The following is a 24,056-nucleotide window of genomic DNA, read 5'->3' as shown; positions in this document are numbered from 1 at the left end:
TCCAACATTGTCTAGCTTCATTAGCTAGCTCTCTTTGGCAATAAGGCTCAAAAAATTATCGCTATAATCTCTCGAGCGCCTATTTCTTGAAAGCTGAACGAGCTCGTGAAGCACTTCTTATACAGCAGGTTTTCTGAATTTGCTATACTGGGGATAGAAAAGAGGAGATTGTATGACAAAAGAAAAAAGATTTATTGCAGCCAGTGCAGATGTCTGCGGCGATGTTCAGCTGGGTGAGAATAGCAGTATCTGGTATCAGGCGGTTTTAAGAGGGGATAATCAAACAATAACAATTGGCAGAGGCAGTAATATTCAGGATGGTTCAGTTATTCATGTTGATCCGAATTTTCCTGTTCGAATAGGTGAGTATGTTACCGTAGGGCACCAGTGTATGCTTCATGGCTGTGAAGTACAGGACGGAGCACTGCTAGGAATGGGCAGTATCTTATTGAATGGCTCTGTAATAGGAAAAAGCAGTTTAATCGGAGCAGGCTCGCTGGTAACAGAAGGAACGGTTATTCCAGAAGGTGTTTTGGCATTCGGGCGGCCGGCGAAGGTAATTCGTACTTTAACAGAAGAAGAGATTGCCAAAAATAAAGAAAATGCAGAATACTATATTAAACTGGCTAGAGAGCATCAAGCCGGAAGCTATCCTAGAACAGTAAAATAGAAGAGCGGACTAATCGGTATTTTTTATGGGAGGTGCTAAAATAAGAGCAGAGGGGAGTGGAGAATAATGTTTTTAAAAATGACAGACGAGGCACAGGCAAAGCTGCAGTATAGAGGCGATGGAGAAATTCTTTTGGATATGAATGACGGCGTGGGAGAATACTCAAAAGTAGGCATTTGTTCATTGGACACCAGTTTCCGTTTTCTTATTATAGACAAGGACCAGTCAAAAAAAGATTATGATACAGTGATCGACAGTACGATAGGAGAAATTCCTGTCAAAGAGTATTCCAAACGATATCTTGATGAAGAAATGACACTGGAGTTGGATAAGCGACTGCAGGTGCTGAAATTGAACAGCTCCAGCGGATTACTGGACGGACATGTGGAAATTATGGATTTGCGCCCAGAGATTATGCGCAGTTAAACAGCAAAAAAAGAAGAATGACAGATGAGTTTGCCTGCCATTCTTCTTTTTATTTTGGTCTTTCTATATCAAAAATTTCTCCAAGTTCTGCATAGCTGCTGCCGGCCAGCCGTGCAATGGGGTGGAAATTTTCGGGAAGTACATACTCTTTTTCACTGTCAAATAATGTCTCATCAAAATAAAAATCTGTTACTTCTGCGACAATCAGATCAGTGATTGGTTTGCCTTCACGATTTTTCAGAGGAATATGCTGATAAAGTCTGGCCTCCATCCTTAAGCGTGCAGCTTTAATGGCCGGAACTGAAACGGAACGGCTGGGTGTTGTTTTGATCTGATTCATTGCCAGTTCACTTTGATCTGGAGGTAAAGAAGCTGCTGTCAGATTCATTTGTTCTACTATCTGTTGGTCAATCAGATGAATTACCATTTCTTCATTTTGCAAGATATTGCGGGCTGTATCCTTCATTGCTCCTTCTTTTCTCAAAATAGCCAGAGTCATTAAAGGGAGATCAGAAGATGCAGCATTAAAGAAGCTGAACGGTGCAGCATTGATAACGTTTGTCTGATTGTTCAATGTAGTAACCCAGGCAATCGGTCTGGGAATAATACTGCCGGATAGAAATTTATACTGCTGCTTCTTTGAAAGTTGCTTACTTGGAAAATGAAGCATGTGGCTTCCTCCTCGCTGTTTTCTGTAATTTTTATCTGTGCGTATTTGCATCTGACGTATCAAAAGGTCGCACAAACTCTTCAATTTCTTTTCGTCTTGGTTCTAAAAACGGAGGTAAGGATAATTTTTCTCCTGCATGCTCATAGGTTTCGTCTTCAAGAAATCCAGGACCATCTGTAGCAAGCTCAAACAATACATGAGGCGCTGCCATGAAGTATTCGGATTGGAAATAGAAACGTTCCACAAATCCGGAATTTGGGAATTTCAGCTGATTGATTCGATTGATCCAGAATTTCAGTGCGCTTTCATCGGCAACGCGCAATGCCAGGTGATGGACATTCCCGAAGCCCTGTGAAGCTTTTGGCAGGTCCTCCCGATGCTCCACAATGATACTGCCGCCATTACCGCCGTCGCCAACCTCAAAAAGATGAAAGCTGCCTTCCGCACCTGTTAACTGAAAATCCAATACATCAACTAAAACGGTTTGCATATGTTCAAAATTTTCAACGGTTACAAAAGCAGGTCCTAAGCCAATAATAGCATACTCTACCGGTACATCGGTATTTTTCCATGGAGTGCCGGGGGCTGTGCCATGATCATTTTCGTCTGAAATCAACTGATAACGCTGTTCATCAAAATCTTCAAATTCTACATATTTTCTGCCGAAGCGTTCCTGCAGTTCACCATGCTCCACCTTATATTTGTTGAAGCGGTCAATCCAATAGCTTAATGCTTCATCATTCTTTACACGGAATGAAGTTTTTGAAATGGAATCTGTTCCTTTTGTTCCTTTGACAATTCCGGGAAAATCAAAAAAGGTCATATCTGTTCCGGCACTCCCTAAATCATCAGTAAAATATAAGTGATAGGTTTCAATATCATCCTGATTGATGGTTTTCTTTATTAAACGCAGACCTAAAATATCTGTAAAGAAGCGGTAAATTTTCTCAGCACTTGAAGTCATTGCAGTAACATGATGTAATCCTCTAATTTTTGTATCCATAGGTAAACCCTCCAAATGTATTTTTTTATTAAAAATAACGAACTTACTAAAAGTAAGTATAAGAGCTAACCTGAATAAAAGCAACTGATACGACTTTCTTTCGAGCTGATATCGTTCCTTAATGAAAAGTATGCTAGGATAAGAAAGAAAAAGGAGGGAAACCAATGAAATACGATACGATTTTATTTGATTTGGATGGTACACTGACAGACTCAGGAGAGGGTATTCTGAATTCTGTGACTTATGCACTGGAGAAAATGGAGATGGAAGTACCGAAACAGAGTGAATTATTTCCGTTTATAGGCCCACCTCTAAAAGAATCCTTTATAAAAAAATTTGAATTGACTGAAAAAGATGCTGATAAAGCTGTGCAGTATTATCGCGAGTATTTCAGAGAGAAAGGGCTTTTTGAAAATGTTGTGTATGAAGGAGTACAGGAACTGCTGGAAACATTGCGGGATAAAGGTTGTCAGCTGTACGTTGCTACCTCTAAGCCGGAAGAATTTGCCAGAAAAATTTTAGACTATTTTGACTTATCAGGCTATTTTAAAGAGATTTATGGGGCCAGTATGGACAGCAGCAGAACTAAAAAAGCAGATGTTATTCATTATGCTCTGGAAAATGGGATGATTGAGAGAAAAAGGGCTCTAATGATTGGCGACAGAGAGCACGACATTCTGGGAGCAGAAGAAAACGGGCTTCCCGGCTTAGGCGTGCTTTACGGCTATGGGGATGCAGAAGAATTGATGAAGGCTGGAACAATATACTTGGCAAAAACACCGCTGAAGATTTATGAGTGGCTGTCTCAAGCAGAATAAATATTCAACGAAGCAGTTATATGAGTAACTAGGGCGTGTCTGAAAAGTTAGTGGCATTCGAATTTTTCAGTGATTTTTGTTGAAATCAAGGAAGAAAACGCAGCTTATGTGGTTCATAAGCGAGTATTTATGACGATGAGTTCTATATAAATCATCAAAATATTCGCCGCTTGAGTTTTCAGACACACCCTAATGTTTTGTCCGTACATTCATCCACTCTATTGCTGTTAAATAAGAGCAATCTGGTAGGAGAAAGTTCTCCTATCAAGAAATGATGGGAGCTATGTTTGAGTTAGTGAAAAACGAAAAGATTGAATGGTCAAGAATTTCCGAAGTGTCAAAGGGAAATAACAGCTGTTTTACAAGGATCGTTACAGCTGATTTGACTCGATTTAGCAGCTGTTTCTATAATTTTTATAGCTAGTTTGACTCCAGTTAGGGATGAAATCGGCATTTTTTGCCGAGTTGCTCCCGTGCTGGCTGCACGTTTCTTGGATTAAAAGTATCACTTAGGTTTAATTCGGTCAATACACTAGGGCGTGACTGAAAAAATTTACTTGTACGTTGCAAGCTTCTTCTGGAACGCTAATACATCCGTAAGCGAAACATTTTGCATTGCACAAAGCATTTTTAATTTTGTATGCTCATCTGTTGTCTGACTGTTACTTAAAAATAGATGAACAGGTTTGGGAATAGTAATATTCGAATCCATACCGAAGGATGCTAATTGTTCCATACTGGCATTTCCATAGGTAAGCAGAAAACGAGAAATACGATAAACAGCCAGTTCTTTGTTCTCCAGAAGCTGGTAGAGCTTTTGGTAATGATCAAACGTAAAATTCATAAAATGTGGAAGACTTTGCAGTAGGAGCAGTTCTGTAGGAATTCCTGCCAGTTTCTCTGAAAGCTCAACGATAATCTCCAGACTATTTTCCTGAGAAAAAATTTGATTGGAAATTGCAGTAAATTTCTGGTACCGAAACTCACTGGTCTTGTGCACTTGTATTTTTTGTATCTTTTCGTAATAATCTGTGGTATTCATTTGGAAATGCCCTCCGGACGGCTTTAAAAACTCGCAGTTTTTTATAATAAATTTTGTCTCCTAAATGTAGAATTGTAGATTTTAATGAAAAAAGACCGGCTGTGTCAAGTTTGTATATGACTTTGCCAGTCTTTTTGTTGTATGCTCTTTATAGTAACGCCTTATCTAATGCTTCATTTAAGCGTTTCATCTGATCTTTACTGAAAATCAGAGAACCGCTGTCCCGCAATTCATTGGCATCCTCCTGTGTAATTTCTTCAGGATACATCTCAATTGATTCAATCAGCTGGTCAAATTCCTCGTCGGTAAATGCATAATCTTCATCTTCATAAAGATCTCCATAGAGGTCATCGTAGTAACTTGAATCAGCTGATCTTCCCATAGCAGAACCATAAATAGAGCTGATGATCGCATCAAATTCATCCGTAGTCAGAACATTCTTTTTAGAAGGCACACTAATTTTTTCAGTATTTTTTTGAGGAGTCATTTTCATGGACAGAGTCAAGTCCATATCTGTAGTTTCGTCTTTAATAACCATATTAAATTTATAAGACATCGCACTGCTCTTTGTGTTGATACTGAGTTCTACAGAAAGGTCTTCAAGTCCTTCTGAGAACATCTCCGTAATATCAACGGATGACTTATCTGTTTTTCCTGATTTGCTCTCTTCCAAAGATTCCATAATTACTTCTGCAATTTGAGTGATCTCTTTTTTAGTGAATATATGTGTAATTACATCATCCTTTTTAGTAAAGGTCTTTTTATCAAATGACTCCATCAATTTACGCAGTTTATCCTGTAGTTCTTTATCGTTTACTGTGCCGGCAGCTGCAGCAACGTCAGAGCTGCTGGATGCACCATCGGTAAATTCTGAACCGACCTCACCAACATCAATATATTTGCCATCCAGTTTTTTTAGATCAGAAGCACTGATGTCAATCGGATACTGTAGTGCGTTGGCTATATCTACAGCACCTGAGAAAAAGCTTGCAGATAAATACATTTTCTCTTTTTGAATGACAAATTGTAATGGCAGTGTTTGACCCAAAGCGTTCAGGTTCATCTCCATTTCCATTGTTTCATCATCCTGATTCAAAGCATAACTGCCGTCAACTGTAATATTTTCCAACTGACTGACCATCATGGCAGTATAGGCACTGTCGTCTTCATCACTTGAAAAATCAATATTGTCAATGCTCATTTCAAATTTTGCAGCATTGAATGTACTCTGTTCTGTAGAATATAGTGCATCTACAAACTCTTTTTGCGGATCATTGCTGCAGCCGACCAATGTAAAAACAAAGGCAGCAGTTAGAATACCTAACCCAATTCTTTTTAGTTTCATTTTTAATTTCCTCCTTTTACAGTATCTCTATTTTACTAGCTATTTAAAGAAAATTATATCCTTTTTTTGAAATTATTTTTTTTTAGTCCTTCTTTACTTGAAGGTTTCTCCTAAAAATCAATAATTTGTGCGCTATCTCTCAAAGTTTTTGAGGAATTTTAGATAATTTGATGAGCGTAACCCCTTACATTGCGGTATAATGGAATAACAGTACTTATTATGAAATGGAGGGGATTTTTATGTCAAAAACAATCATTGTTGGAGCAAATCATGCAGGGATAGCAGCGGCAAACACACTGTTGGACAACTACAAGGATCAGGAAGTCGTAATGATTGATCGGAACACAAACTTGAGTTATTTAGGGTGTGGAACAGCTCTTTGGGTAGGTCGTCAGATTGATTCTTTTGAAAATCTTTTTTATACGAAGAAAGAAGAGTTTGAAGCTAAAGGTGCAACCATTCATATGGAAACAACGGTTGATAAAATTGATTTTGATAAAAAAGTTGTTTACTGTAAGAAAAAGGATGGATCAGAATTTGCTGAAGCTTACGATAAAGTTATTTTGGCAACAGGCTCGGCACCTATTTCTCCCAATATTCCGGGAAAAGATTTAAAAAATGTTGAATTCTTAAAGCTTTTTCAGGATGGACAGACAGTAGATGCAGCTATGGCGCAATCTGAAATTAATACTGTTGCAGTCATTGGTGCAGGTTATATCGGAGTGGAAATTGCAGAAGCAGCGAAACGCCGTGGAAAAAATGTTCTTTTATTCGATGCAGAAGAACGGTGTCTGCCTAATTACTATGATAAATGGTTTACAGACGATATGGATAAGGTGCTGTCAGACAATGGGATTGAACTCCATTACAATGAACTGGCAAAAGAATATAAGGGGACAGACAAAGTAGAAGCAATTGTGACAGACAAAGGGGAATATCCGGTTGATCTGGTGATTAACGCAATTGGCTTTAAGCCAAATAATCAGCTTGGCAAAGATCATTTGAAGCTGTTTATCAATGGCGCATATTTGGTGGATAATCATCAGCAGACAAGTGATCCAGACGTATATGCTGTGGGAGACTGTGCAACTATTTATTCCAACGCAGTTCAAGATACAACGTATATTGCTTTGGCAACAAATGCAGTTCGTTCAGGCATTGTCGGTGCGCATAATGTTGCAGGCACACCTCTTGAAGCAATTGGTGTACAGGGCTCGAACGGAATTTCCATCTTCGGCTATAACATGGTATCTACAGGGCTGACTGTTCAGGAAGCTGAAAAAGCCGGATTTAAAGTGAAATATACAGAATTTGAAGATACACAAAAACCAGGATTTATGTCAGAAAACAATACAGTGAAAATCCGTATCGTTTATGAAGAAGAATCCCGTCGAGTAGTTGGTGCCCAAATGGCCTCTTACACAGATATTTCAATGGGAATTCATATGTTCTCGCTGGCGGTGGAGGAAAGTGTAACAATTGATAAGCTGAAATTGTTGGATATCTTCTTCCTGCCGCACTTTAATCAACCATACAACTATATTACAATGGCGGCATTAAGTGCTGAATAAGGGATAATGACCGGTTATTTAACAAGACAGGGAGAGTAATTTTCCTATCTTGTTTTTTTTTCATCTAAAATTGTAAAAGAATTATAAGTTATCAGACAATTTTCTAAAAAAGTTTAATTTTTAAAGACTTTCATGTATAATGGTTGGAGTTAATAGAAGTTATGTAGAAAGTAAGGAGGATTAATTTTGGCAAACGATAACCAAAATAATCAAGATCATTCTGATTCTTCCTTCAAAGAGCAGATTCTACGCTCGATGAGAGTTGACGGCAGTGAGGATGATCACATGTCTTCTTCTGGAAATGAATATCAGAATCAGAGTGAGGAGCATTCTCAAGTAAATACCTCTGGCTCATCTGATTGGGAGTCTAATCAACAAGAAGCTCCTCAAAGCTATTCAAGAGTAGAAGCTTCACAGGGATTTGAGCAACAACCAATAAATAACAGTAATGACGATGAGCAGCATCGTACTTCTGAAAATAAAGACAATAGAGCGGATTCTTTCAAACGCACCCGGAAAAAAGAAGATCGCCTAGTAAATCGTATTGTGCTGCTGGTAATTTCTGTTTTGATTTTAGTGATTGCAATTTTTGGATTTACCTTCTATAAATATGTAGATGAAGGGCTGCAGCCATTAGATAAAAACGACAATAATCTAGTACAGGTCTATATTCCAGCGGGTTCTTCAAATAAGCAAATTGCTGCTATTCTTGAGGAAAATAAAGTAATTAAAAGCGGAATGGTTTTTAACTACTATATTAAGTTTAAGAATTTAGCAGATTTTCAGGCCGGTTATTATCAAATGTCTCCAAATATGACATTGGATGAAGTAGGCGGATTGCTTAGAGAAGGCGGAACAGCGGAACCAATGCAGATCGCTGACGGGAAAGTAACTGTTCCTGAAGGATACGATATTGATAAAATCGGAGATGCAATAAAAGAAAATACTGATTACAAAAAAGATGATTTTATTGCATTGATGCAGAACGAAGACTACTTCAATGCAATGCTTGCCAAATATCCGGATTTGCTTGGAAGTGCAGCAGAAGCAGAAGGTGTAAGATATCGGCTGGAAGGATACCTGTTCCCTGCAACCTATGATTACTATAAAGACGTATCCTTGGAAGACTTTGTAGATCAGATGATTGCAAAAACAGACAGTGTAATTGGCGAATATGCAGCAGCAGTTAATGCAAAAGGAATGACCAATCAGCAAGTTCTGACATTGGCTTCCTTGGTTGAAAAAGAAGGGGTGGAGGAAAGCGATCGCAGAAAAATTGCTCAGGTCTTCTTTAACCGGATTGCAGCCAATATGCCTTTACAGTCAGATATTTCTATTCTCTATGCTTTAGGAGAACATAAAGAGTTAGTGACCTACAAAGATCTTGAAGTAGATTCGCCATACAACCTGTATAGAAATACCGGATATGGTCCAGGACCAATGGATAGTCCAAGTGAACAGGCAATAGCAGCAGTACTGAACCCGGAAGAAAACAGCTATTTTTATTTTGTAGCAGATATAAAAACCGGAAAAGTTTATTTTGCAGAAACCTATGAAGAACATCAGGAATTCGTAGACAAATATGTAAACAACAGTACCGAAAAAAGTGATTAATTCAAGATTTGGAGTAATATTTTACGAGTCAGACTATTATGGTGTGGCTCGTTTCGCTTTGGTATATTTATGAAAGCGTTAGAATGTTAAGTAACGAAAATTAAAAAATTAATGGATTCTTATTTACAATTTTAGAAAACCGTGGTAATCTTTTGTGGATTACTGATAACCCCCATATTTTGGGGGAACACAGAATGGTACATGATAGATTGTAGTAAGTTCGTAAGGGAGAATTATTATGGTAGAAAAAGTATTTCCTATGACGCTTGAAGGAAAAGAGAAATTAGAGCAGGAGTTGGAGGAATTAAAAACAGTTAAACGAAAAGAAATTGTTGAGCGTATTAAAATTGCGCGCAGCTTCGGTGACCTGTCTGAGAACTCTGAATATGAATCTGCAAAGGATGAACAAGCCTTTGTAGAGGGAAGAATTACAACGCTGGAAAATATGATTCGTTTTGCAGAGATCATTGACAACGATGGCGTTGATTCTGATGAAGTATCTATTGGTAAAACAGTCACATTTATTGAATTGCCTGATGGAGAAGAAGAAGAATATACGATTGTCGGAAGTGCCGAGGCAGATCCTTTTTCTGGAAAAATTTCAAATGATTCACCAATTGCACAGGCATTGATTGGAAAATATCTGGGAGACGAAGTCACAATTTCGACTCCAGGTGGAGATATGCAAGTCAAGATCACAAAAGTGAGCTAGGAGATTATGTTTAGAGGTAGTGATAAAGCTTCTTCATGCGACGAGAACTCGCAGGAGCAAATGTCTACATGCGACGAGTAACCGCAGGAGCAAGTTTTTTGTGCGACGAGTAACCGCAGGAGCAAGCTTTTTGTGCGACGAGTAACCGCAGGAGCAAGTTCTTTGTGCGACGAGTAACCGCAGGAGCAAGCTTTTTGTGCGACGAGTAATCGCAGGAGCAGAAGTGTTCCTTCTTAAGAACCAAGTAGGTAACATGCATCATCTACTCTGACAAGTCAATCATAGTGATTTATGTCAATAAGTCGGAATATACGAAGATTGTCAAGGAACACTAGTCATAAAATGAATAGCTGTGGATTGATATCTACTTGGAGCTTTCCGTATTTTTGAGAGTGTTCGACTTATTTCCGAGATACCAGTTCTACTTTGCCACTTCTGCTTATATTTGTACTTTAGCAGAATGGTATGCGTAGTTTCGATAAGTATTCCTTGAATGAAACTAGCTCACTTGATGTAGTATGTATGCGTAGCGTAGAAGAACTGCTGTCTCTACGAGTCTAACGGTTCTCAAGACAAAACAATACACTACACTTCATTTCGATCTCATCAATTTCTAAATGGCAAAGCCACTAAGAATTGAAGGACTTCGTTTCGATCCTCGAAGCATGTCTGAAGGACATGTAAGAACGTGTTCCTACGTTTCTTACAAATGCTCGGATCATACAAAGATTGGAACACTGTTTACTCAGCTTTAGGGGACTTAGGCATACTTATGTCATAGTCCCTTTTGGTTTATATTAAATTAGCCTAGGGGATATTTTTTGTCTTATTATTTTAGCGGTCATATTATGTTCATTGTTAGTGCACATTGGTGCAACTCATCAATAGTCATAAAATACAGAGTTATAAATTGCAGCGTAGAAAAGCGTGATTGAATATTGGTCTGAGTGTTTGAAGCAGCCGGGTAAAATTTTGAAAAGTCCTCTATTCTGCTTGTATTCAGTTAAAATTCGGGCTAAAGACCTATAGTAAAATCCTTCCAAAGCAACTACTATTAAAGTTGAATTAAAGATATACTGTTGATAGAAAGGGGGAAAATAAAATGAATAACCCATGGAGATCCTTTATTCTGGTAGAAGCATTGCTGTTTGTCTTTGCTCTATGGCAGATTATACATAATACACCACTTCTTATTTTACTGATATTGGGTGTTTTAAGCGTCTTTTTTTCAGCAAGAAGAAGAGGGCATAAAAGCGGACTCATCAATTTTGTTTTAGTTACGGGAATCATCCTAATTTTCATTAGTCTGATTAACAGTCCGGCAGTGTGGTTGATGGTGGTTTTCGCCATTCTTTTTATTGGACTCAGAGGTGTGGAGATTTCAGGAATTGACCTTACTCAGCGGGCACCGTGGAAGAAAAAGCAAATGATGATTATCGAAACAACTAATGTTGAAAGTAAAAACGGCCGCAGGTTCAAACGACCTTGGTTTGCCAATGAACGGATTGGCAGTAACGTGTACGAATGGGATGATATAAACATAGATATTCTCTCCGGAGATACAATTATTGATTTAGGTAACACATTATTGCCGAAAGACGATAATGTCATTATAGTAAGAAAAGGATTTGGACGCACCCGAGTTCTAGTTCCTCTTGGTGTAGATATCCTGTTGGAACATTCAACCTTTTTGGGGAATGTAACATTTGAGAATGAAAAATATCATCTGAAAAACGAATCTCTGAAAGTATACAGCGACAGTTACGACAGCAATCCAAGACGCTTGAAAATCCTTACAAATACCTTGGTGGGGGATGTTGAGGTGATTCGTGTATGATGGCTGGGAAAATCTCCAGACAGATGATTGCGCTGTATACAGCGTTCAGTACTTTTTTAGTCGTACTTTTTACCCTATATTCATATCTTTATTCCATCAACCAAAAAGACTGGTTGATGGAGCTTTTCCGTAGAAAGGTATTCTATATTCCGATTTTTTTCCATATTTTGCTGATTTCTCTGCTGGTGGGACTGTTGACTTTTGTGTTAATCACTATTGTTCAGAAGGCACAATATGGTAGAATTGAAGAAAAGCTGCGTTTGCTGGTAGCAGGAAATTATGATAGTCCGCTGTTGGTAAAACAGATTGCTCATGCAGAGAATGACAGCTATATTGGTGATATTGATGATGATATTCGAAAAGTTCGTGAAAAGCTGGTTGATATGTCAAAAGAGCTGCAACAGCTTAACAGTCGGCCTCAACTGGTAGATGGAGAGACCAGAGAAGAAATTCTGGAAGCAGAACGTCATAGACTGGCAAGGGAATTACACGATTCAGTCAGTCAGCAATTATTTGGTGCAATGATGATGATTTCTGCATTGAATGAACAGGCACAAAAGAACGGCACATCAGAAGCAGTAAAAAAACAAATGGCAATTGTCGGCGATGTGATTAATGCTTCTCAATCTGAAATGAGAGCATTGCTGCTCCATTTGAGACCAGTGAACCTTGAAGGAAAGAGCTTGAAAAAAGGAATTGAACAACTGCTTACAGAACTGAAGACCAAAATTAAAATTGAACTGACATGGGATGTTGAAGATGTTTGTTTGAATAACAATATCGAGGATCATCTGTTTCGGATTGTTCAGGAGCTTTTATCGAATACACTGCGTCATGCGAAAGCCAAGGAACTGGAAGTCTATCTGCATCAGGTAGGTGAAAATGTTTTGTTGAGATTAGTGGATGACGGTGTCGGTTTTGATATGAATGAAAATGAGAATAAGGCCGGAAGCTATGGGCTAAAGAACATTCGCGAACGTGTTGCCGGTATGGGCGGCATAATAAAAATTATCAGCTTTAAAGGACAGGGAACAAGCGTGGAGATTAAGGTACCCGTTATTAAGGAGGAACTTGCAGATGATCAAAGTAATGTTGGTAGATGACCATGAAATGGTGCGTTTAGGTGTTTCTTCCTACTTATCTATTCAAGAGGATATTGAAGTGATTGGTGAGGCGGAGAATGGAAAAATCGGTTACGAAAAAGCATTGGAACTGAGGCCGGATGTAATCTTAATGGATCTGGTCATGGACGAAATGGATGGAATCGAATCAACAAAAGCAATTTTAAAAGACTGGCCGAAAGCCAAAATTATTATTGTCACCAGTTTTATAGATGACGAGAAGGTTTATCCTGCTATTGAAGCCGGAGCAGCCGGATATCTCCTGAAAACATCAACAGCGCATGAGATTGCAGATGCCATTCGAGCGACATTCCGCGGTGAGCGTGTATTGGAACCGGAAGTAACAACAAAAATGATGGAGCGGCTGATAAAAAAACAAGAGCCGGTGTTACATGATGATCTGACGAATCGTGAATTTGAAATTTTATTGCTGATTGCGAAAGGTAAAAGTAATCAGGAAATTGCGGATGAGCTGTTTATTACACTGAAAACAGTAAAAACCCATGTTTCCAATATTCTGGCCAAACTAGACGTGGATGATCGGACACAAGCAACCATTTATGCATTCCAACATCAGCTGACAAAATAATATCTTAAGAGGATTTGTTTTAGACTGTTTAAAAGCAATTTTGCAGTGACAATGAGTAATCATTAGCTGCTGTACATAGGGTAAATCTATTATTAGGAGCAGACGACAATCATGAAACAAAATTTTGCAGTAATTGGGTTAGGGCGATTTGGCGGCAGTATCTGTCAGACTTTGGTGGAATCCGGTCAAGAGGTATTGGCTATTGATAGTAATGAAGACCGTGTAAACGAATATATGAATATTGCAACACATGCTGTTGTTGCTAATGCGCAGGATGAAATGACCCTGCGTTCATTGGGGATTCGAAACTTTGACCATGTTATTGTTGCAATTGGTGAAGATATTCAGGCGAGCATTCTCGTGACCCTTATGGTGAAGGAACTGGGCGTAGCCAATGTTCTTGCCAAGGCAGTGAATTCCTATCATGCACGCGTTTTGGAAAAAATCGGTGCTGATACTGTTGTTCATCCGGAACGGGATATGGGAATCCGGTTAGCACATAAGCTTGTTTCAAGAAATATACTGGACTATATTGATCTTTCCAATGAATTTTCTTTGGCAGAAGTTCATGTGTCAAATCCAAAATTTTATAATAAGACCCTAGCTGAATTAAATTTTCGTCAAAGGTTTGGTTTAACTGTGGTTGCAATACGACGTTCACAAACAGAAGTCATTGCATCTCCGGCTGCAGAAGAAATCGTTCAGGAAAATGATAATCTACTAGTAATCGGCAACACTGCTGATGTGGATTTACTGGATGAAAAAATGAGTCAATAAGCACTTTCTGTTAGGAAACAATCCCTTCTATGCTACAATGTTCAGGTAGGGAGGGAATAGAGATGAAATTAACTGTTACACCGCAAGCTCAGCAGTGGTTTGAGGAAGAAATTGATCTTGAATCCGGAAAAGGCATTCGTTTTTATGGAAAGGTTTATGGGAAAACGGATGTTCATGAAGGATTTTCAGTAGGATTATCTGTGGAAGCTCCTGAAACACCTCTGGTTGAGACAGATGTAGAGGGGCGCCGTTATTTTGTAGAGGAGTCGGATGACTGGTTTTTCAAGGGCTATGATCTGGTTGTTGATTATGATGAGAAGCTGGATGAGCCGAAATATTTATTTGAAAAGAACAAAGACTTTAACGTGTAAAAAGAGTTTGTGACAAATACTCATGAGGGCTATCGCCCACACCAAACAGAATGAAAATAAAAAACGATCAACCTACATGCTATTTCCTGTCATACTAAAGAGGACAGAAGAGCTTGTAGGTCGATCGCTTATTGAGGTTCTTCTCCAAGTTAACCTTGAGGGACAAACTAGATCGTTCTACTTATTTGCTCCTGCGGTTACTCGTCGCACAAAAAGCTTGCTCCTGCGGTTACTCGTCGCACAAAAAGCTTGCTCCTGCGGTTACTCGTTGCACAAAAAGATCTGCACCGATCATTAGGTTACAGAACCTGCGTATAAGAAGTGTTCTGCCTCAAGAACCAAGTAGGTAACATGCATCAGCTACTCTGACAAGTCAATCGTAGTGATTTATGTCAATAAGTCGGAATATACGAAAATTGTCAAGGAACACTATTTATAAAATGAATAGCTGTGAATGGATACCTTCATGAAGCTACTCATATTTTCAGTATCGTTCGACTTATTTCCGAGATGTTGCCTGCGATTACTCGGCACAGTTTAGGACCGACCAGTGCTAGTTCTACTTTGCCACTTCTGCTTATATTCGTACTTTAGCAGAATGGTATGCGTAGTTTCGGTAAGTATTCCTTGAATGAAACTAGCTCACTTGATGTAGTAGAACTGTATGCGTAGCGTAGAAGAACTGCTGTCTCTACGAGTCTAACGATTCTCGAGACAAAACATTACACTGTATCCGTTTTTCTGCATCCTCGGTTCTCACTACACTACACTTCGTTTCGATCTCATCAATTTCTAAACGGCAGAGCCGCTAAGAATTGAAGATTCGTTCCGATCCTCGAAGCATGGAGGGGCTTTGTTCCTACGCTTCTACGAATGCTCGTCACATGTCTGAAGGGCAAGTAAGAATGCTCGGATCATACAAAGACTGGAACACTGTTTATGTGGATTTAGGGGTCTCAGACATACTAATGTCACAGGCCCTTTTTGTGTATATGTATCTATTTCCACCTACTCAGCCAGCCATAAATGTATTTACTTTTTCTTCATATTTTTCCAGCAGGCTGGATAGAAGAATGGCCTGATAATTCTCCATTTCATTTAAGGCAATCAGTTTAAAGTTACCCTTTCTTCGTGTATTCTTTGATAAAAGCAAGGGAGAGGTGGCTATGTAAAAATCATATTCCTCCTTTGCAGAGGACGTAATTAGTTCGGCTTGAACAAAAGGAATCTTGGCTAAAAATCTAGAAAGGGATTGTGAGACCATCGCATTCTGAAAAAGAATGACGCCTACATGCAGCTGATGATTATTTTTACTCTTTTCATAGAAAGGCAGTAAAAATAATGTACAACTGTAAACTAAATGATCCAAACAATTATTAATCCAAATATACTGAGATTTTTGGGAAGCCTTCACTAAATAATCTTGAATCTTTTCGTACAATGGATCAAACAGCGGATGATTCCTCTTAAAAAGTTCATAGGAAAAGTCAACTGATAAGGGCAGTGAAGCTTCACGACTGGCGTGATTTAGGAATGTTGTGAAAATATTAGCGTGTAATAAGTCCGATTCCTCTTCACTTAGAGTTATTCCATCAAGGAACCCCATATAAAATGTTTGAAATTGATTGATTAGCTCACCTAACGGATGGTGCTTATCAAGCATATAAGATTTTACATAGGTGAGTCGTGGATCATTAGCGTGCAAGAACGGGTTCCAGTAAAACAGCATGTACGACAGAAAATCACGTTCTCTTAAACGATGTTTTTCAGTAACGCCACGTACCCTCAGTTCCTCTAAAAAAGAGAAATTTGTTTCCGGATAAATCAGCTGATCAAATGGTGTCACTCCCAAATAGAAGCCTTTTTCTATACGCAGGCGATTGATTGAGATTAATAAAAACCATTGTCTAGGTTCAACATAAGTCATCCATTGTTTGTCTTCAGAATCAAATAATTCAAGTCCACGTCTTTCTTCATTTAAAACGGTGAAAAAATCTTCTCCAAAAGAAGTCAGCCAAAAAAAGTTAAAATAGAGGATACGAATGGTTGCTTCATTTCCTGTTATTTTCATTTTTGAGCAGTTGATATTGATATCGAACTTTTTAATATAGCTAATGAGCGGCTGCAGTTTTCTCAGGGCAGAGGCACGGCTTATGAAATTTTTTTCACAAAAATCTTCAAGCCGATAATTCTTTTCAAAAAGTGAAGCAAATAAAAATTTATACGCAATGCTTTTCTGAAATAGGTACTGTTCATAAGAAATTTGAATAAGCGCTTCTTTTTCTATCATGATTTTTCCTTCATCAGTCAATAAAGCTATATTAGATTGTTGATTTAGATCATCGTTCATTTCAGCGAACAAGGATACTAGTCTGGCGTATGAAAGTTCAGTAAATTGTTTGAAGTGGCGAGTGGAATAAATACCATCATCCAATTCCAACAACTGATGAAACATGGATAACTTTTTTCGAGCGAAGTCATCTAAAGCAATCGTTTCTAGCATAATTATCTCCTTTGCGGTGAAGTTGGGTAGTTAAAAATTTTTCCGACCCTATTAACAACATAATAAACAGGGAAAATCAGAATTACAAGAGAATTTTTGAATATTTATGTTTTTTTATAAATAAAAAATCTAGAAAATGTTCGGTTATTTTAAATTTTATTGCTAGTTATCTTTATTTCAATAAAAGGTAGTCTGTTATTTAATGCCCGTTGTTCGGGAAAAGCATAATATGATATAATTAGGAAACAGAAATTCAATGGGAGGAAAAAGGATGATATCAATTGTTGTTCCCTGTTACAATGAGGAGGAAGCAATTCCTTCTTTTTTTAAAGAGGTAGAAAATATTAGAGAACAGCTCACGCATGAGATTGAATATATATTTGTCAATGATGGGTCCAAAGATCGTACGCTTGCTTGTCTGAGAGCGTTGCATAAGCAATATCCTGACCGAGTGAGATATTTGTCTTTTTCGAGAAATTTTGGGAAAGAGGCGGGGTTGTTTGCAGGATTGCAGGCTGCAAAAGGAGACTTAATTACAGTGATGGATGCAGACCTTCAGGATCCTCCGGATTTGCTGCCGCAGATGGTTCAGATGATTGAAACGGAAGATATTGACTGTGTTGGAACCAGAAGAACAACAAGAGATGGAGAGCCGGCAATTCGAAGCTTTTTTGCCCGACTATTTTATAAGCTGATTAATAGAATCGGTGAGACGGAGATGGTAGACGGTGCCAGAGATTTTCGTCTGATGACGAGACAGATGGTTGACAGTATTTTGGAATTAACGGAGTACAATCGCTTTTCAAAAGGGATTTTCAGTTGGGTTGGCTATAATACAAAGTATTTATCTTACGAAAATAGAGAACGGGTGGCTGGAGAAACAACATGGTCATTTTGGAGCCTGTTAAGTTATTCGATTGATGGAATTATCAATTTTTCTGAGGTGCCTTTAAATATCGCCTCTTACATTGGGGCATTTTCCTGTATTGGTTCAGTCATTACGATGATGGTTATTTTATTTCGAACATTGATGTATGGCGATCCGACAAGTGGCTGGCCTTCCATGGTTTGTATCTTTCTTTTTGTTGGAGGACTGCAGCTTTTATGCTTAGGTATCATCGGTAAATATATCGGAAAAATATTTATGGAAACAAAAAAACGACCGGTCTTTATTGTTAAAGAGACAGAAAAGGATAATGATAAATAAAGAGGTAAGGACAGAAGTGTTCAGCTCCAAGCACTCAGCAGGTAACATGCATCATCTACTCTGACAAGTCAATTGTAGTGATTTATGACAACAAGTCGGAATATCCGAAAATTGTCAAGGAACACTATTCATAAAATGAATAGCTGTGAATTGATACCTACTTGGTTCTTGGGGCAGAAGACTTCTGCTCCTGCGGTTACTCGTCGCACGAAAAGCTTGCTCCTGCGGTTACTCGTCGCACGAAAAGCTTGCTCCTGCGGTTACTCGTCGCACGAAAAGCTTGCTCCTGCGGTTACTCGTCGCACGAAGAACTCTGCTCCTGCGGTTACTCGTCGCACGAAGAACTTTGCTCCTGCATTTACCCGTCTCACTGGGAAGCTCTTAAATATGCCGAGTAACCGCAGTCAACAAAAAAGCTTTTTACCTCTGTTCTGCCATGTACTTAAATTTTTCAAAAGTTCTAAGTCTGGGAACTATTTCTGACCAGACTCGTTTTAAGTTCAAAAAAGTTTAATTTTTTTGTATTTAATAGCCTTTTTCAAGGTTGATCTGATTCTTTTTCAACTTGCCTGTTTCAACGAAACTCGTAAGATTCGTTAGAAATATGTCCGTCAGCTTCTGTTTAAACTTCGGTGTGATTCCTGATGTATGAGAGGTAATCAGAACGTTATCCATTGTCCAGAATGGGTGGTTATCGGGCAGCGGTTCCTTCTCGAAAACGTCTAATGCTGCAAAACTGATCTGGTTGCTCTGAAGAGCATCAACGAGTGCTTCTGTTTTAACAGATGGTCCTCGACCGACATTCACAAAAATGGTACCCTTTTTCATTGCCTGAAACATTTCTTCGTCATATAAATGATATGTTTTGTTTGTGAGAGGGAGGATGTTTACAACAATATCCATATCTTTGACAATTTTACTTAGATTTTTTTGCGAGTAGCATTCCGAAAAGCCAGAAGCAGGATGTCCGGTCGAATTAATACCGTATGTCCTTATTTTCATAGCTTGAGCGAAGGATGCCAGCTGCTGCCCAATCTGTCCGGTTCCGACAATCAGCATATTTTGTTCAGATAACTGTTTGAATTCACCCTCCCGATTTGTCCAAGAGTTAGCCTTGATGGCTCTTCGCAGACCTCTGAATTCAGCTAACAGAACGCCAAGTACATGCTCAGCAATCGAGATTTTATGAATCCCGCTGGCGTTCGACAGAAGAATCTCATTTTCCGAAAATGTCTGGAGATCTAAAGAATCAACGCCAGCGGAAATAGACTGTACCCATTTTAGTCTGCTGTTTGGATTTTTTAACAGCTCTGGTCCAAATGAATGATTCCAGCCAAGCATGATGACAATGTCTTCTTTATTGAATGATGTGTCTTCGTCAGTAGAATCAATGACTAAATAATCGTTACTGACTGCTTTGATTTGCTCAATCTGTTCCAGTTTTAATTTTTCCTGTAAATAGATAACAGGTTTTGTCATATGAATCAGCTCCTCTAAGCTACAATTGTATCAAAGTTTGAGGAGAACAAAAAGAAATGAGATTTACATCCAGCATAGACATAAACCTCATTCGTTTTTTTAGATTTCTTCTCCGCGTGCATATGCTGCAGCAAGCAGATCTACTTCTTTTTTCAATTCTTCAACCATGATTTCTTCTGGAACGGTTCGAATAATTTTTCCTTTTTTAAAGAGCATACCTTTTCCCTGTCCGCCGGCAATCCCAATGTCCGCTTCGCGGGCTTCTCCGGGACCATTCACGGCACATCCCAAAACAGCAACTTTAATCGGCGCTTTAATTTTTTCTATATACGCTTCAATTTCATTTGCGATAGGAATCAGATCGATTTCAATTCGTCCGCAGGTAGGGCAGGAAATCAATGTGGCTGCATTACTGGCCAGACCAAATGCCTTCAATACTTCGCGGGCAACTTTGATCTCTTCAACAGGATTTGCTGAAAGAGACACACGACAGGTATTTCCAATACCACGAGAAAGCAGTGCGCCGAGACCGGCAGCTGATTTGATTCCGCCTGAAAATTGGGTGCCGGCTTCAGTAATGCCCAAATGTAAAGGATAGTCAAAGCTTTCAGCAGCAAGGCTGTACGCTTCAATGGCAAGATTTACGTCGCTGGCTTTCAATGAAACAATAATATCGTAAAAGTCCAGATCTTCCAGAATTTGAATATGTTCTTTTGCACTGGCAACCATTGCTTCAGCAGTTGGGTAACCATATTGCTGAAGAAACTTCTTCTCCAGTGAACCAGCGTTAACACCAATTCGAATAGGGATTCCTTTGGCTTTGCAGGCAGTTACAACTTTTTCCACTCGATCTTTTCGACCGATATTTCCAGGGTTGATTCGAATTTTATCAACGCCTTGTTCAATGGCTTTTAAGGCTAAACGATAATCAAAATGAATGTCAGCGACTAAAGGAATATGAATCTGTTCCTTAATAGCTTGTAATGAGTTGGCTGCAGCTTCATCTGGAACTGCTACACGAACGATCTGACAGCCGGCCTCTTCCAGTTCCAAAATTTGGGCAACGGTTCCTTCAATATCGTGTGTTTTCGTTGTACACATACTCTGAATGAATAATTCATTACTTCCGCCAATCGTTAAATCCCCTACTTTTACCGGACGTGTATCTTTTCGATGGGTAATCTTGCTCATTTTGTTTTCTCCTTTGCTGTTCCAAAAGCTGAATTAATTTTCTGCAGCCAGAGTTTTTTTCTGTTAAATGTTTATTCAGAAATGAAAAACAGAGGCTGTCTTTATGTCGAAATTTTTGTCTGTTCAATCCTTCAGTAATAAATGCATGAAATAGTAGTTTATTTTCTAATAAACTATACTATCATATTCTGCAGAAAGAAGTGCTATAAAAATGTTTAAAAAATTGCTAAGAATAGGAAAAGATTGATAACTCAACTTTTTGAACGAAATAAACAAGATGTATATAAGCAGCTTTAAACACCGTCAATTAAAATTTGGCTAGATTATCTTTAACCGAACTGCCTTATTCAATTAAGCGTTGAGCAAAAAACGATCGTTAAATACAATATAATGAAATTTCCTTGTAACTTGCAGGCAATTACTTTGAAGGTTGCTGTCAAATTTGATATGCTTAGTGATGTAGAGAATTTAAAACATTGATTTTGGAGGAGATTTGCCATGACTTACACTTTACCTGATTTACCTTATGCTTATGATGCATTGGAACCAAATATCGATTCAGAAACAATGCATTTGCATCATGATAAACATCATAATACTTACGTAACAAACTTAAATGCTGCGATTGAAAAATATCCTGAACTTGGTGAAAAATCTGTAGAAGAATTAATCGCTGCAATTGACAGTATTCCTGAAGATATCCGTACAGCTGTTAGAAACAACGGCGGCGGACATGCGAACCATTCATTCTTCTGGGAAATTATGAGTCCAAATGGCGGCGGTGAGCCGACTGGTGCGATTAAAGATGCAATTGATGAGGCTTTTGGAAGCTTTGATACGTTTAAAGAAGAATTCAAGGCAGCTGCTACAGGACGTTTTGGTTCTGGTTGGGCTTGGCTGGTTGTTAATAACGGCAAGCTTGAAATTATGTCTACACCAAATCAAGATTCTCCTTTAATGAAAGGCAAAACTCCTGTTTTAGGATTGGACGTTTGGGAACATGCATATTACTTGAAATATAAAAATGTACGCCCGGATTATATTGCGGCATTCTGGAATGTTATAAATTGGGACAAAATAAACAAATATTTTACAAAATAATTACAAATTTAAGACAAAAGTGTAATGATCATAAAAAAGAGAGAATCAGTAAAGAAATTACTGTTCTCCTCTTTTTTTTTATGGCATACTAGTAATTAGAGTGTAATTTTAAGAGGGAGGCTTCTTTAAATGGATGTTACTTTACAGAAAGTTCATGGTTCTGAAAATGATTTTTTTATCTTGGATGAAATAGATTTGCCGGAGCCATTTGTTCATACAGAAGTTGATCAGTTGAGGAAATCACTATGTGATCGGAATAACGGACTATTGGGCGGCGCAGATGGCATTCTGTTTGTTGGGAAAGTAAACAAAGGTACAAGTCTGGCGAAAATGCGGGTCATTAACAGTGATGGCAGTGAAGCGAGTATGTGCGGGAACGGTCTGAGAACGGTAGCAAGATATTTGACTGAAAAGTACAATCAGGAATATTTTACAGTTGAGACGATGTTTGCAGAATTAAAAGTCGGAAGAACAGATGACTTTTCAAAAGATGTTCCTGCTTATCAAGTGGAGATCTCTCCAGTCAGCTTTGAGAAAGAAGCTGTTCCCATGAATTATTCTCAGCAGACAGTAATTGATGAAATTATTCCGGAGCTGTCAAAAACAATCAAATTTTCTGTGGTATCAGTTCCAAATCCCCACATGATCGCATTTGTAGATCATGAGGAATTGGAAAACGGAGAGCTGGAAAGAATAGCTGCATATGTAAATGGAACAAATCCGATATTTCCCGATGGCATCAATGTCAGCTTCGTTGAAATTTTGAGAGAAAATGAATTGTTTGTGCGTACATTTGAACGAGGTGTCGGACTGACAAGTGCCTGCGGAACAGCGATGTGCGCCAGCAGTTTGATGTATACACTGCTTTATACGAAAATATTTTACCAGAGAATTACGGTGAGAAATGCAGGCGGGCTGGTTAAGACGGTTGTTCATGAAAACAGTGACGGCGGATACTGGATGGAATTAATAGGTAATGCAACGATTACGCATTATATTAAAGGTTCCATTGCTGATTTCATGTATGGGGATTTCGAGAAGCTTATGATTGAAGAAACCAGGGAGCAGGAAGCTTACAAAGAGTTTTTAGCGCAAAACTAATTTTTATTGGAACAACAAGGTATTTCGGCGAATAGTTTGTTGTTCATTTATTTATAAATATACTATTTTAATGTATCATCAGGAGGAAATAATGGAAGAGATAATAAGTTTACAAGATATCTTTAGAATTTTACAAAAACGACTGTTATTAATTATTTTTTGCATGGTTGTTGGTATCAGTGCCGCAGGTGTATTAACCTTTTTAGTGATTACGCCAAAATACAGTTCACAAGCACAGCTGATTGTACGGCTTCCACAAAGTGAAGCGACCAATGTCAATGATATTAATGCCAACCTGCAGATGATTAATACATATAAAGATCTGATTACCAGTGATACAGTCATAAATGTAGTTCAGCAAAAAATCAAAGAGGAATACAATCAGGATGTTTCGATTTCAGAATTGAAAAATAGTCTGTCGGTAAAACAATCTCAGAACTCTCAGATGTTTTCCATCAGTTCGACCACAGATAATCCTATTTTATCCGAACGTATTGCAAATCAGATCACTGCTGTTTTTCAGGAAACTGCGCACAATACACTAAGTGTTGACAAGATATCGGTGATTTCAAATGCATCGGCAAATACAACTCCTGTTTCTCCGAATAATAAGTTGAACTTGGTCATCGGTTTAGTTGGCGGTTTGATGCTGGGGATATTGTTCGCATTTATTATGGAATTCTTTGATAGAACATTGAAGGATGAAGCGTTTATCACAGAAGACCTGGGGCTGCCTCTTTTAGGTGCCGTACAAAATATGACGTCGAAAGAATTGAATGTAAGAATTGCAAGAGCCGCTGTTAATTCCGACTATCAGAATGCAGAATACAGGGAGTTCAGTGAAAATGTCCAACCATCTGATAATCAGCCTTTGCGCAGAAAACGGAAAAGAGTATAGGAGAGAAGAC

General features: G+C 38.5%; 22 protein-coding genes. 15 read left to right on the top strand and 7 right to left on the bottom strand.

Annotated features, from left to right (window positions below; all coding sequences use genetic code 11):
• Positions 1-172 precede the first annotated feature (172 nt).
• Entirely contained in the window at positions 173-670 is a 498-nt protein-coding gene (locus LI951_RS05750; protein ID WP_229441568.1) for a gamma carbonic anhydrase family protein, read from the top strand.
• 66 nt (positions 671-736) lie between these two features.
• Positions 737-1,096 (top strand): iron-sulfur cluster biosynthesis family protein, encoded by a 360-nt coding sequence (locus tag LI951_RS05745; RefSeq protein ID WP_202066778.1) that lies wholly within the window; start codon positions 737-739, stop codon positions 1,094-1,096.
• 49 nt (positions 1,097-1,145) lie between these two features.
• Here the strand turns inward: LI951_RS05745 and LI951_RS05740 are convergent, their stop codons facing one another.
• Both LI951_RS05740 and LI951_RS05735 read right to left on the bottom strand, forming a co-directional pair.
• A complete protein-coding gene (locus LI951_RS05740; RefSeq protein ID WP_202066779.1) occupies positions 1,146-1,766 on the bottom strand; it encodes a flavin reductase family protein in 621 nt (206 codons plus the stop codon).
• A gap of 31 nt (positions 1,767-1,797) precedes the next feature.
• Positions 1,798-2,769: a ring-cleaving dioxygenase gene (locus LI951_RS05735; RefSeq protein ID WP_229441567.1), complete on the bottom strand. Its 972-nt coding sequence runs from the start codon at positions 2,767-2,769 to the stop codon at positions 1,798-1,800.
• Positions 2,770-2,933: 164 nt separating this feature from the next.
• Here LI951_RS05735 and LI951_RS05730 point away from each other — a divergent pair, with 164 nt between their 5' ends.
• Positions 2,934-3,587 carry an HAD family hydrolase gene (locus tag LI951_RS05730; RefSeq protein ID WP_202066781.1) on the top strand — a complete coding sequence of 218 codons (654 nt, stop codon included), beginning with the start codon at positions 2,934-2,936 and terminating at the stop codon, positions 3,585-3,587.
• A 553-nt stretch (positions 3,588-4,140) separates the two neighbouring features.
• Here the strand turns inward: LI951_RS05730 and LI951_RS05725 are convergent.
• Together LI951_RS05725 and LI951_RS05720 are read right to left on the bottom strand one after the other, a co-directional pair.
• A complete protein-coding gene (locus LI951_RS05725; protein WP_202066782.1) occupies positions 4,141-4,629 on the bottom strand; it encodes a hypothetical protein in 489 nt (162 codons plus the stop codon).
• 148 nt (positions 4,630-4,777) lie between these two features.
• Positions 4,778-5,974 carry a hypothetical protein gene (locus tag LI951_RS05720; RefSeq protein WP_229441566.1) on the bottom strand — a complete coding sequence of 399 codons (1,197 nt, stop codon included), beginning with the start codon at positions 5,972-5,974 and terminating at the stop codon, positions 4,778-4,780.
• A 239-nt stretch (positions 5,975-6,213) separates the two neighbouring features.
• Here LI951_RS05720 and nox point away from each other — a divergent pair, with 239 nt between their 5' ends.
• The 8 genes from nox to LI951_RS05680 all read left to right on the top strand — a co-directional run bounded on the left by nox (position 6,214) and on the right by LI951_RS05680 (position 14,566).
• Positions 6,214-7,545 carry a H2O-forming NADH oxidase gene (nox, locus tag LI951_RS05715; protein WP_229441565.1) on the top strand — a complete coding sequence of 444 codons (1,332 nt, stop codon included), beginning with the start codon at positions 6,214-6,216 and terminating at the stop codon, positions 7,543-7,545.
• A 186-nt stretch (positions 7,546-7,731) separates the two neighbouring features.
• Positions 7,732-9,159, top strand: a complete 1,428-nt coding sequence (mltG, locus tag LI951_RS05710) for an endolytic transglycosylase MltG (RefSeq protein WP_229441564.1) — start codon at positions 7,732-7,734, stop codon at positions 9,157-9,159.
• Between the two features lie 238 nt (positions 9,160-9,397).
• Positions 9,398-9,871: a transcription elongation factor GreA gene (gene greA, locus LI951_RS05705; RefSeq protein ID WP_202066785.1), complete on the top strand. Its 474-nt coding sequence runs from the start codon at positions 9,398-9,400 to the stop codon at positions 9,869-9,871.
• A 1,102-nt stretch (positions 9,872-10,973) separates the two neighbouring features.
• Positions 10,974-11,708 (top strand): cell wall-active antibiotics response protein LiaF, encoded by a 735-nt coding sequence (liaF, locus tag LI951_RS05700; protein ID WP_202066786.1) that lies wholly within the window; start codon positions 10,974-10,976, stop codon positions 11,706-11,708.
• The gene (locus LI951_RS05695) at positions 11,708-12,811 is read left to right on the top strand and encodes a sensor histidine kinase (RefSeq protein ID WP_202066843.1); all 1,104 of its coding nucleotides are present in this window, start codon (positions 11,708-11,710) and stop codon (positions 12,809-12,811) included. Before liaF ends, LI951_RS05695 begins: the two co-directional genes overlap by 1 nt.
• Complete coding sequence (locus tag LI951_RS05690) at positions 12,786-13,418, top strand: response regulator (protein WP_229441563.1); 633 nt, start codon at positions 12,786-12,788, stop codon at positions 13,416-13,418. Before LI951_RS05695 ends, LI951_RS05690 begins: the two co-directional genes overlap by 26 nt.
• 111 nt (positions 13,419-13,529) lie before the next feature.
• Entirely contained in the window at positions 13,530-14,195 is a 666-nt protein-coding gene (locus LI951_RS05685; protein WP_202066788.1) for a potassium channel family protein, read from the top strand.
• 62 nt (positions 14,196-14,257) lie between these two features.
• Positions 14,258-14,566: a HesB/YadR/YfhF family protein gene (locus LI951_RS05680; protein ID WP_202066789.1), complete on the top strand. Its 309-nt coding sequence runs from the start codon at positions 14,258-14,260 to the stop codon at positions 14,564-14,566.
• Positions 14,567-15,578: 1,012 nt separating this feature from the next.
• Here the strand turns inward: LI951_RS05680 and LI951_RS05675 are convergent.
• Complete coding sequence (locus tag LI951_RS05675; RefSeq protein ID WP_229441562.1) at positions 15,579-17,069, bottom strand: helix-turn-helix domain-containing protein; 1,491 nt, start codon at positions 17,067-17,069, stop codon at positions 15,579-15,581.
• Positions 17,070-17,340: 271 nt separating this feature from the next.
• On the opposite strand from LI951_RS05675, the gene LI951_RS05670 reads away from it, so the two are divergent.
• Entirely contained in the window at positions 17,341-18,276 is a 936-nt protein-coding gene (locus LI951_RS05670) for a glycosyltransferase family 2 protein (protein WP_229441561.1), read from the top strand.
• Positions 18,277-18,801: 525 nt separating this feature from the next.
• Here the strand turns inward: LI951_RS05670 and LI951_RS05665 are convergent.
• Together LI951_RS05665 and ispG are read right to left on the bottom strand one after the other, a co-directional pair.
• Complete coding sequence (locus LI951_RS05665) at positions 18,802-19,755, bottom strand: phosphoglycerate dehydrogenase (RefSeq protein ID WP_229441560.1); 954 nt, start codon at positions 19,753-19,755, stop codon at positions 18,802-18,804.
• A gap of 99 nt (positions 19,756-19,854) precedes the next feature.
• Complete coding sequence (gene ispG, locus LI951_RS05660) at positions 19,855-20,946, bottom strand: flavodoxin-dependent (E)-4-hydroxy-3-methylbut-2-enyl-diphosphate synthase (protein ID WP_229441559.1); 1,092 nt, start codon at positions 20,944-20,946, stop codon at positions 19,855-19,857.
• Positions 20,947-21,444: 498 nt separating this feature from the next.
• Between ispG and LI951_RS05655 the strand changes: the two genes are divergently transcribed.
• From LI951_RS05655 to LI951_RS05645, 3 genes are all read left to right on the top strand, one after another.
• Positions 21,445-22,047, top strand: coding sequence for a superoxide dismutase (locus LI951_RS05655; protein ID WP_202066794.1), 603 nt, complete (start codon positions 21,445-21,447; stop codon positions 22,045-22,047).
• A gap of 129 nt (positions 22,048-22,176) precedes the next feature.
• Complete coding sequence (gene dapF, locus LI951_RS05650; RefSeq protein WP_229441558.1) at positions 22,177-23,148, top strand: diaminopimelate epimerase; 972 nt, start codon at positions 22,177-22,179, stop codon at positions 23,146-23,148.
• A 91-nt stretch (positions 23,149-23,239) separates the two neighbouring features.
• Positions 23,240-24,046, top strand: coding sequence for a YveK family protein (locus tag LI951_RS05645; protein ID WP_229441557.1), 807 nt, complete (start codon positions 23,240-23,242; stop codon positions 24,044-24,046).
• Positions 24,047-24,056: the final 10 nt, after the last annotated feature.

Origin of the sequence: Enterococcus sp. BWT-B8, from assembly GCF_020567625.1 — a bacterium.
In the GTDB taxonomy this organism is placed as follows: domain Bacteria; phylum Bacillota; class Bacilli; order Lactobacillales; family Enterococcaceae; genus Enterococcus_L.
Note: the sequence above shows the minus strand (reverse complement) of the source record. Positions and strands in the feature narration are given on the sequence as shown.

Coding starts and splice junctions, on each gene's coding strand:
- LI951_RS05670 (WP_229441561.1), top strand. CDS start 17,341: ATGATATCAATTGTTGTTCCCTGTTACAATGAGGAGGAAGCAATTCCT.
- LI951_RS05685 (WP_202066788.1), top strand. CDS start 13,530: ATGAAACAAAATTTTGCAGTAATTGGGTTAGGGCGATTTGGCGGCAGT.
- greA (WP_202066785.1), top strand. CDS start 9,398: ATGGTAGAAAAAGTATTTCCTATGACGCTTGAAGGAAAAGAGAAATTA.
- LI951_RS05690 (WP_229441563.1), top strand. CDS start 12,786: ATGATCAAAGTAATGTTGGTAGATGACCATGAAATGGTGCGTTTAGGT.
- liaF (WP_202066786.1), top strand. CDS start 10,974: ATGAATAACCCATGGAGATCCTTTATTCTGGTAGAAGCATTGCTGTTT.
- LI951_RS05645 (WP_229441557.1), top strand. CDS start 23,240: ATGGAAGAGATAATAAGTTTACAAGATATCTTTAGAATTTTACAAAAA.
- LI951_RS05735 (WP_229441567.1), bottom strand. CDS start 2,769: ATGGATACAAAAATTAGAGGATTACATCATGTTACTGCAATGACTTCA.
- dapF (WP_229441558.1), top strand. CDS start 22,177: ATGGATGTTACTTTACAGAAAGTTCATGGTTCTGAAAATGATTTTTTT.
- LI951_RS05675 (WP_229441562.1), bottom strand. CDS start 17,069: ATGCTAGAAACGATTGCTTTAGATGACTTCGCTCGAAAAAAGTTATCC.
- LI951_RS05680 (WP_202066789.1), top strand. CDS start 14,258: ATGAAATTAACTGTTACACCGCAAGCTCAGCAGTGGTTTGAGGAAGAA.
- LI951_RS05750 (WP_229441568.1), top strand. CDS start 173: ATGACAAAAGAAAAAAGATTTATTGCAGCCAGTGCAGATGTCTGCGGC.
- LI951_RS05665 (WP_229441560.1), bottom strand. CDS start 19,755: ATGACAAAACCTGTTATCTATTTACAGGAAAAATTAAAACTGGAACAG.
- LI951_RS05720 (WP_229441566.1), bottom strand. CDS start 5,974: ATGAAACTAAAAAGAATTGGGTTAGGTATTCTAACTGCTGCCTTTGTT.
- LI951_RS05695 (WP_202066843.1), top strand. CDS start 11,708: ATGGCTGGGAAAATCTCCAGACAGATGATTGCGCTGTATACAGCGTTC.
- LI951_RS05655 (WP_202066794.1), top strand. CDS start 21,445: ATGACTTACACTTTACCTGATTTACCTTATGCTTATGATGCATTGGAA.
- LI951_RS05725 (WP_202066782.1), bottom strand. CDS start 4,629: ATGAATACCACAGATTATTACGAAAAGATACAAAAAATACAAGTGCAC.
- LI951_RS05740 (WP_202066779.1), bottom strand. CDS start 1,766: ATGCTTCATTTTCCAAGTAAGCAACTTTCAAAGAAGCAGCAGTATAAA.
- LI951_RS05745 (WP_202066778.1), top strand. CDS start 737: ATGTTTTTAAAAATGACAGACGAGGCACAGGCAAAGCTGCAGTATAGA.
- nox (WP_229441565.1), top strand. CDS start 6,214: ATGTCAAAAACAATCATTGTTGGAGCAAATCATGCAGGGATAGCAGCG.
- ispG (WP_229441559.1), bottom strand. CDS start 20,946: ATGAGCAAGATTACCCATCGAAAAGATACACGTCCGGTAAAAGTAGGG.
- LI951_RS05730 (WP_202066781.1), top strand. CDS start 2,934: ATGAAATACGATACGATTTTATTTGATTTGGATGGTACACTGACAGAC.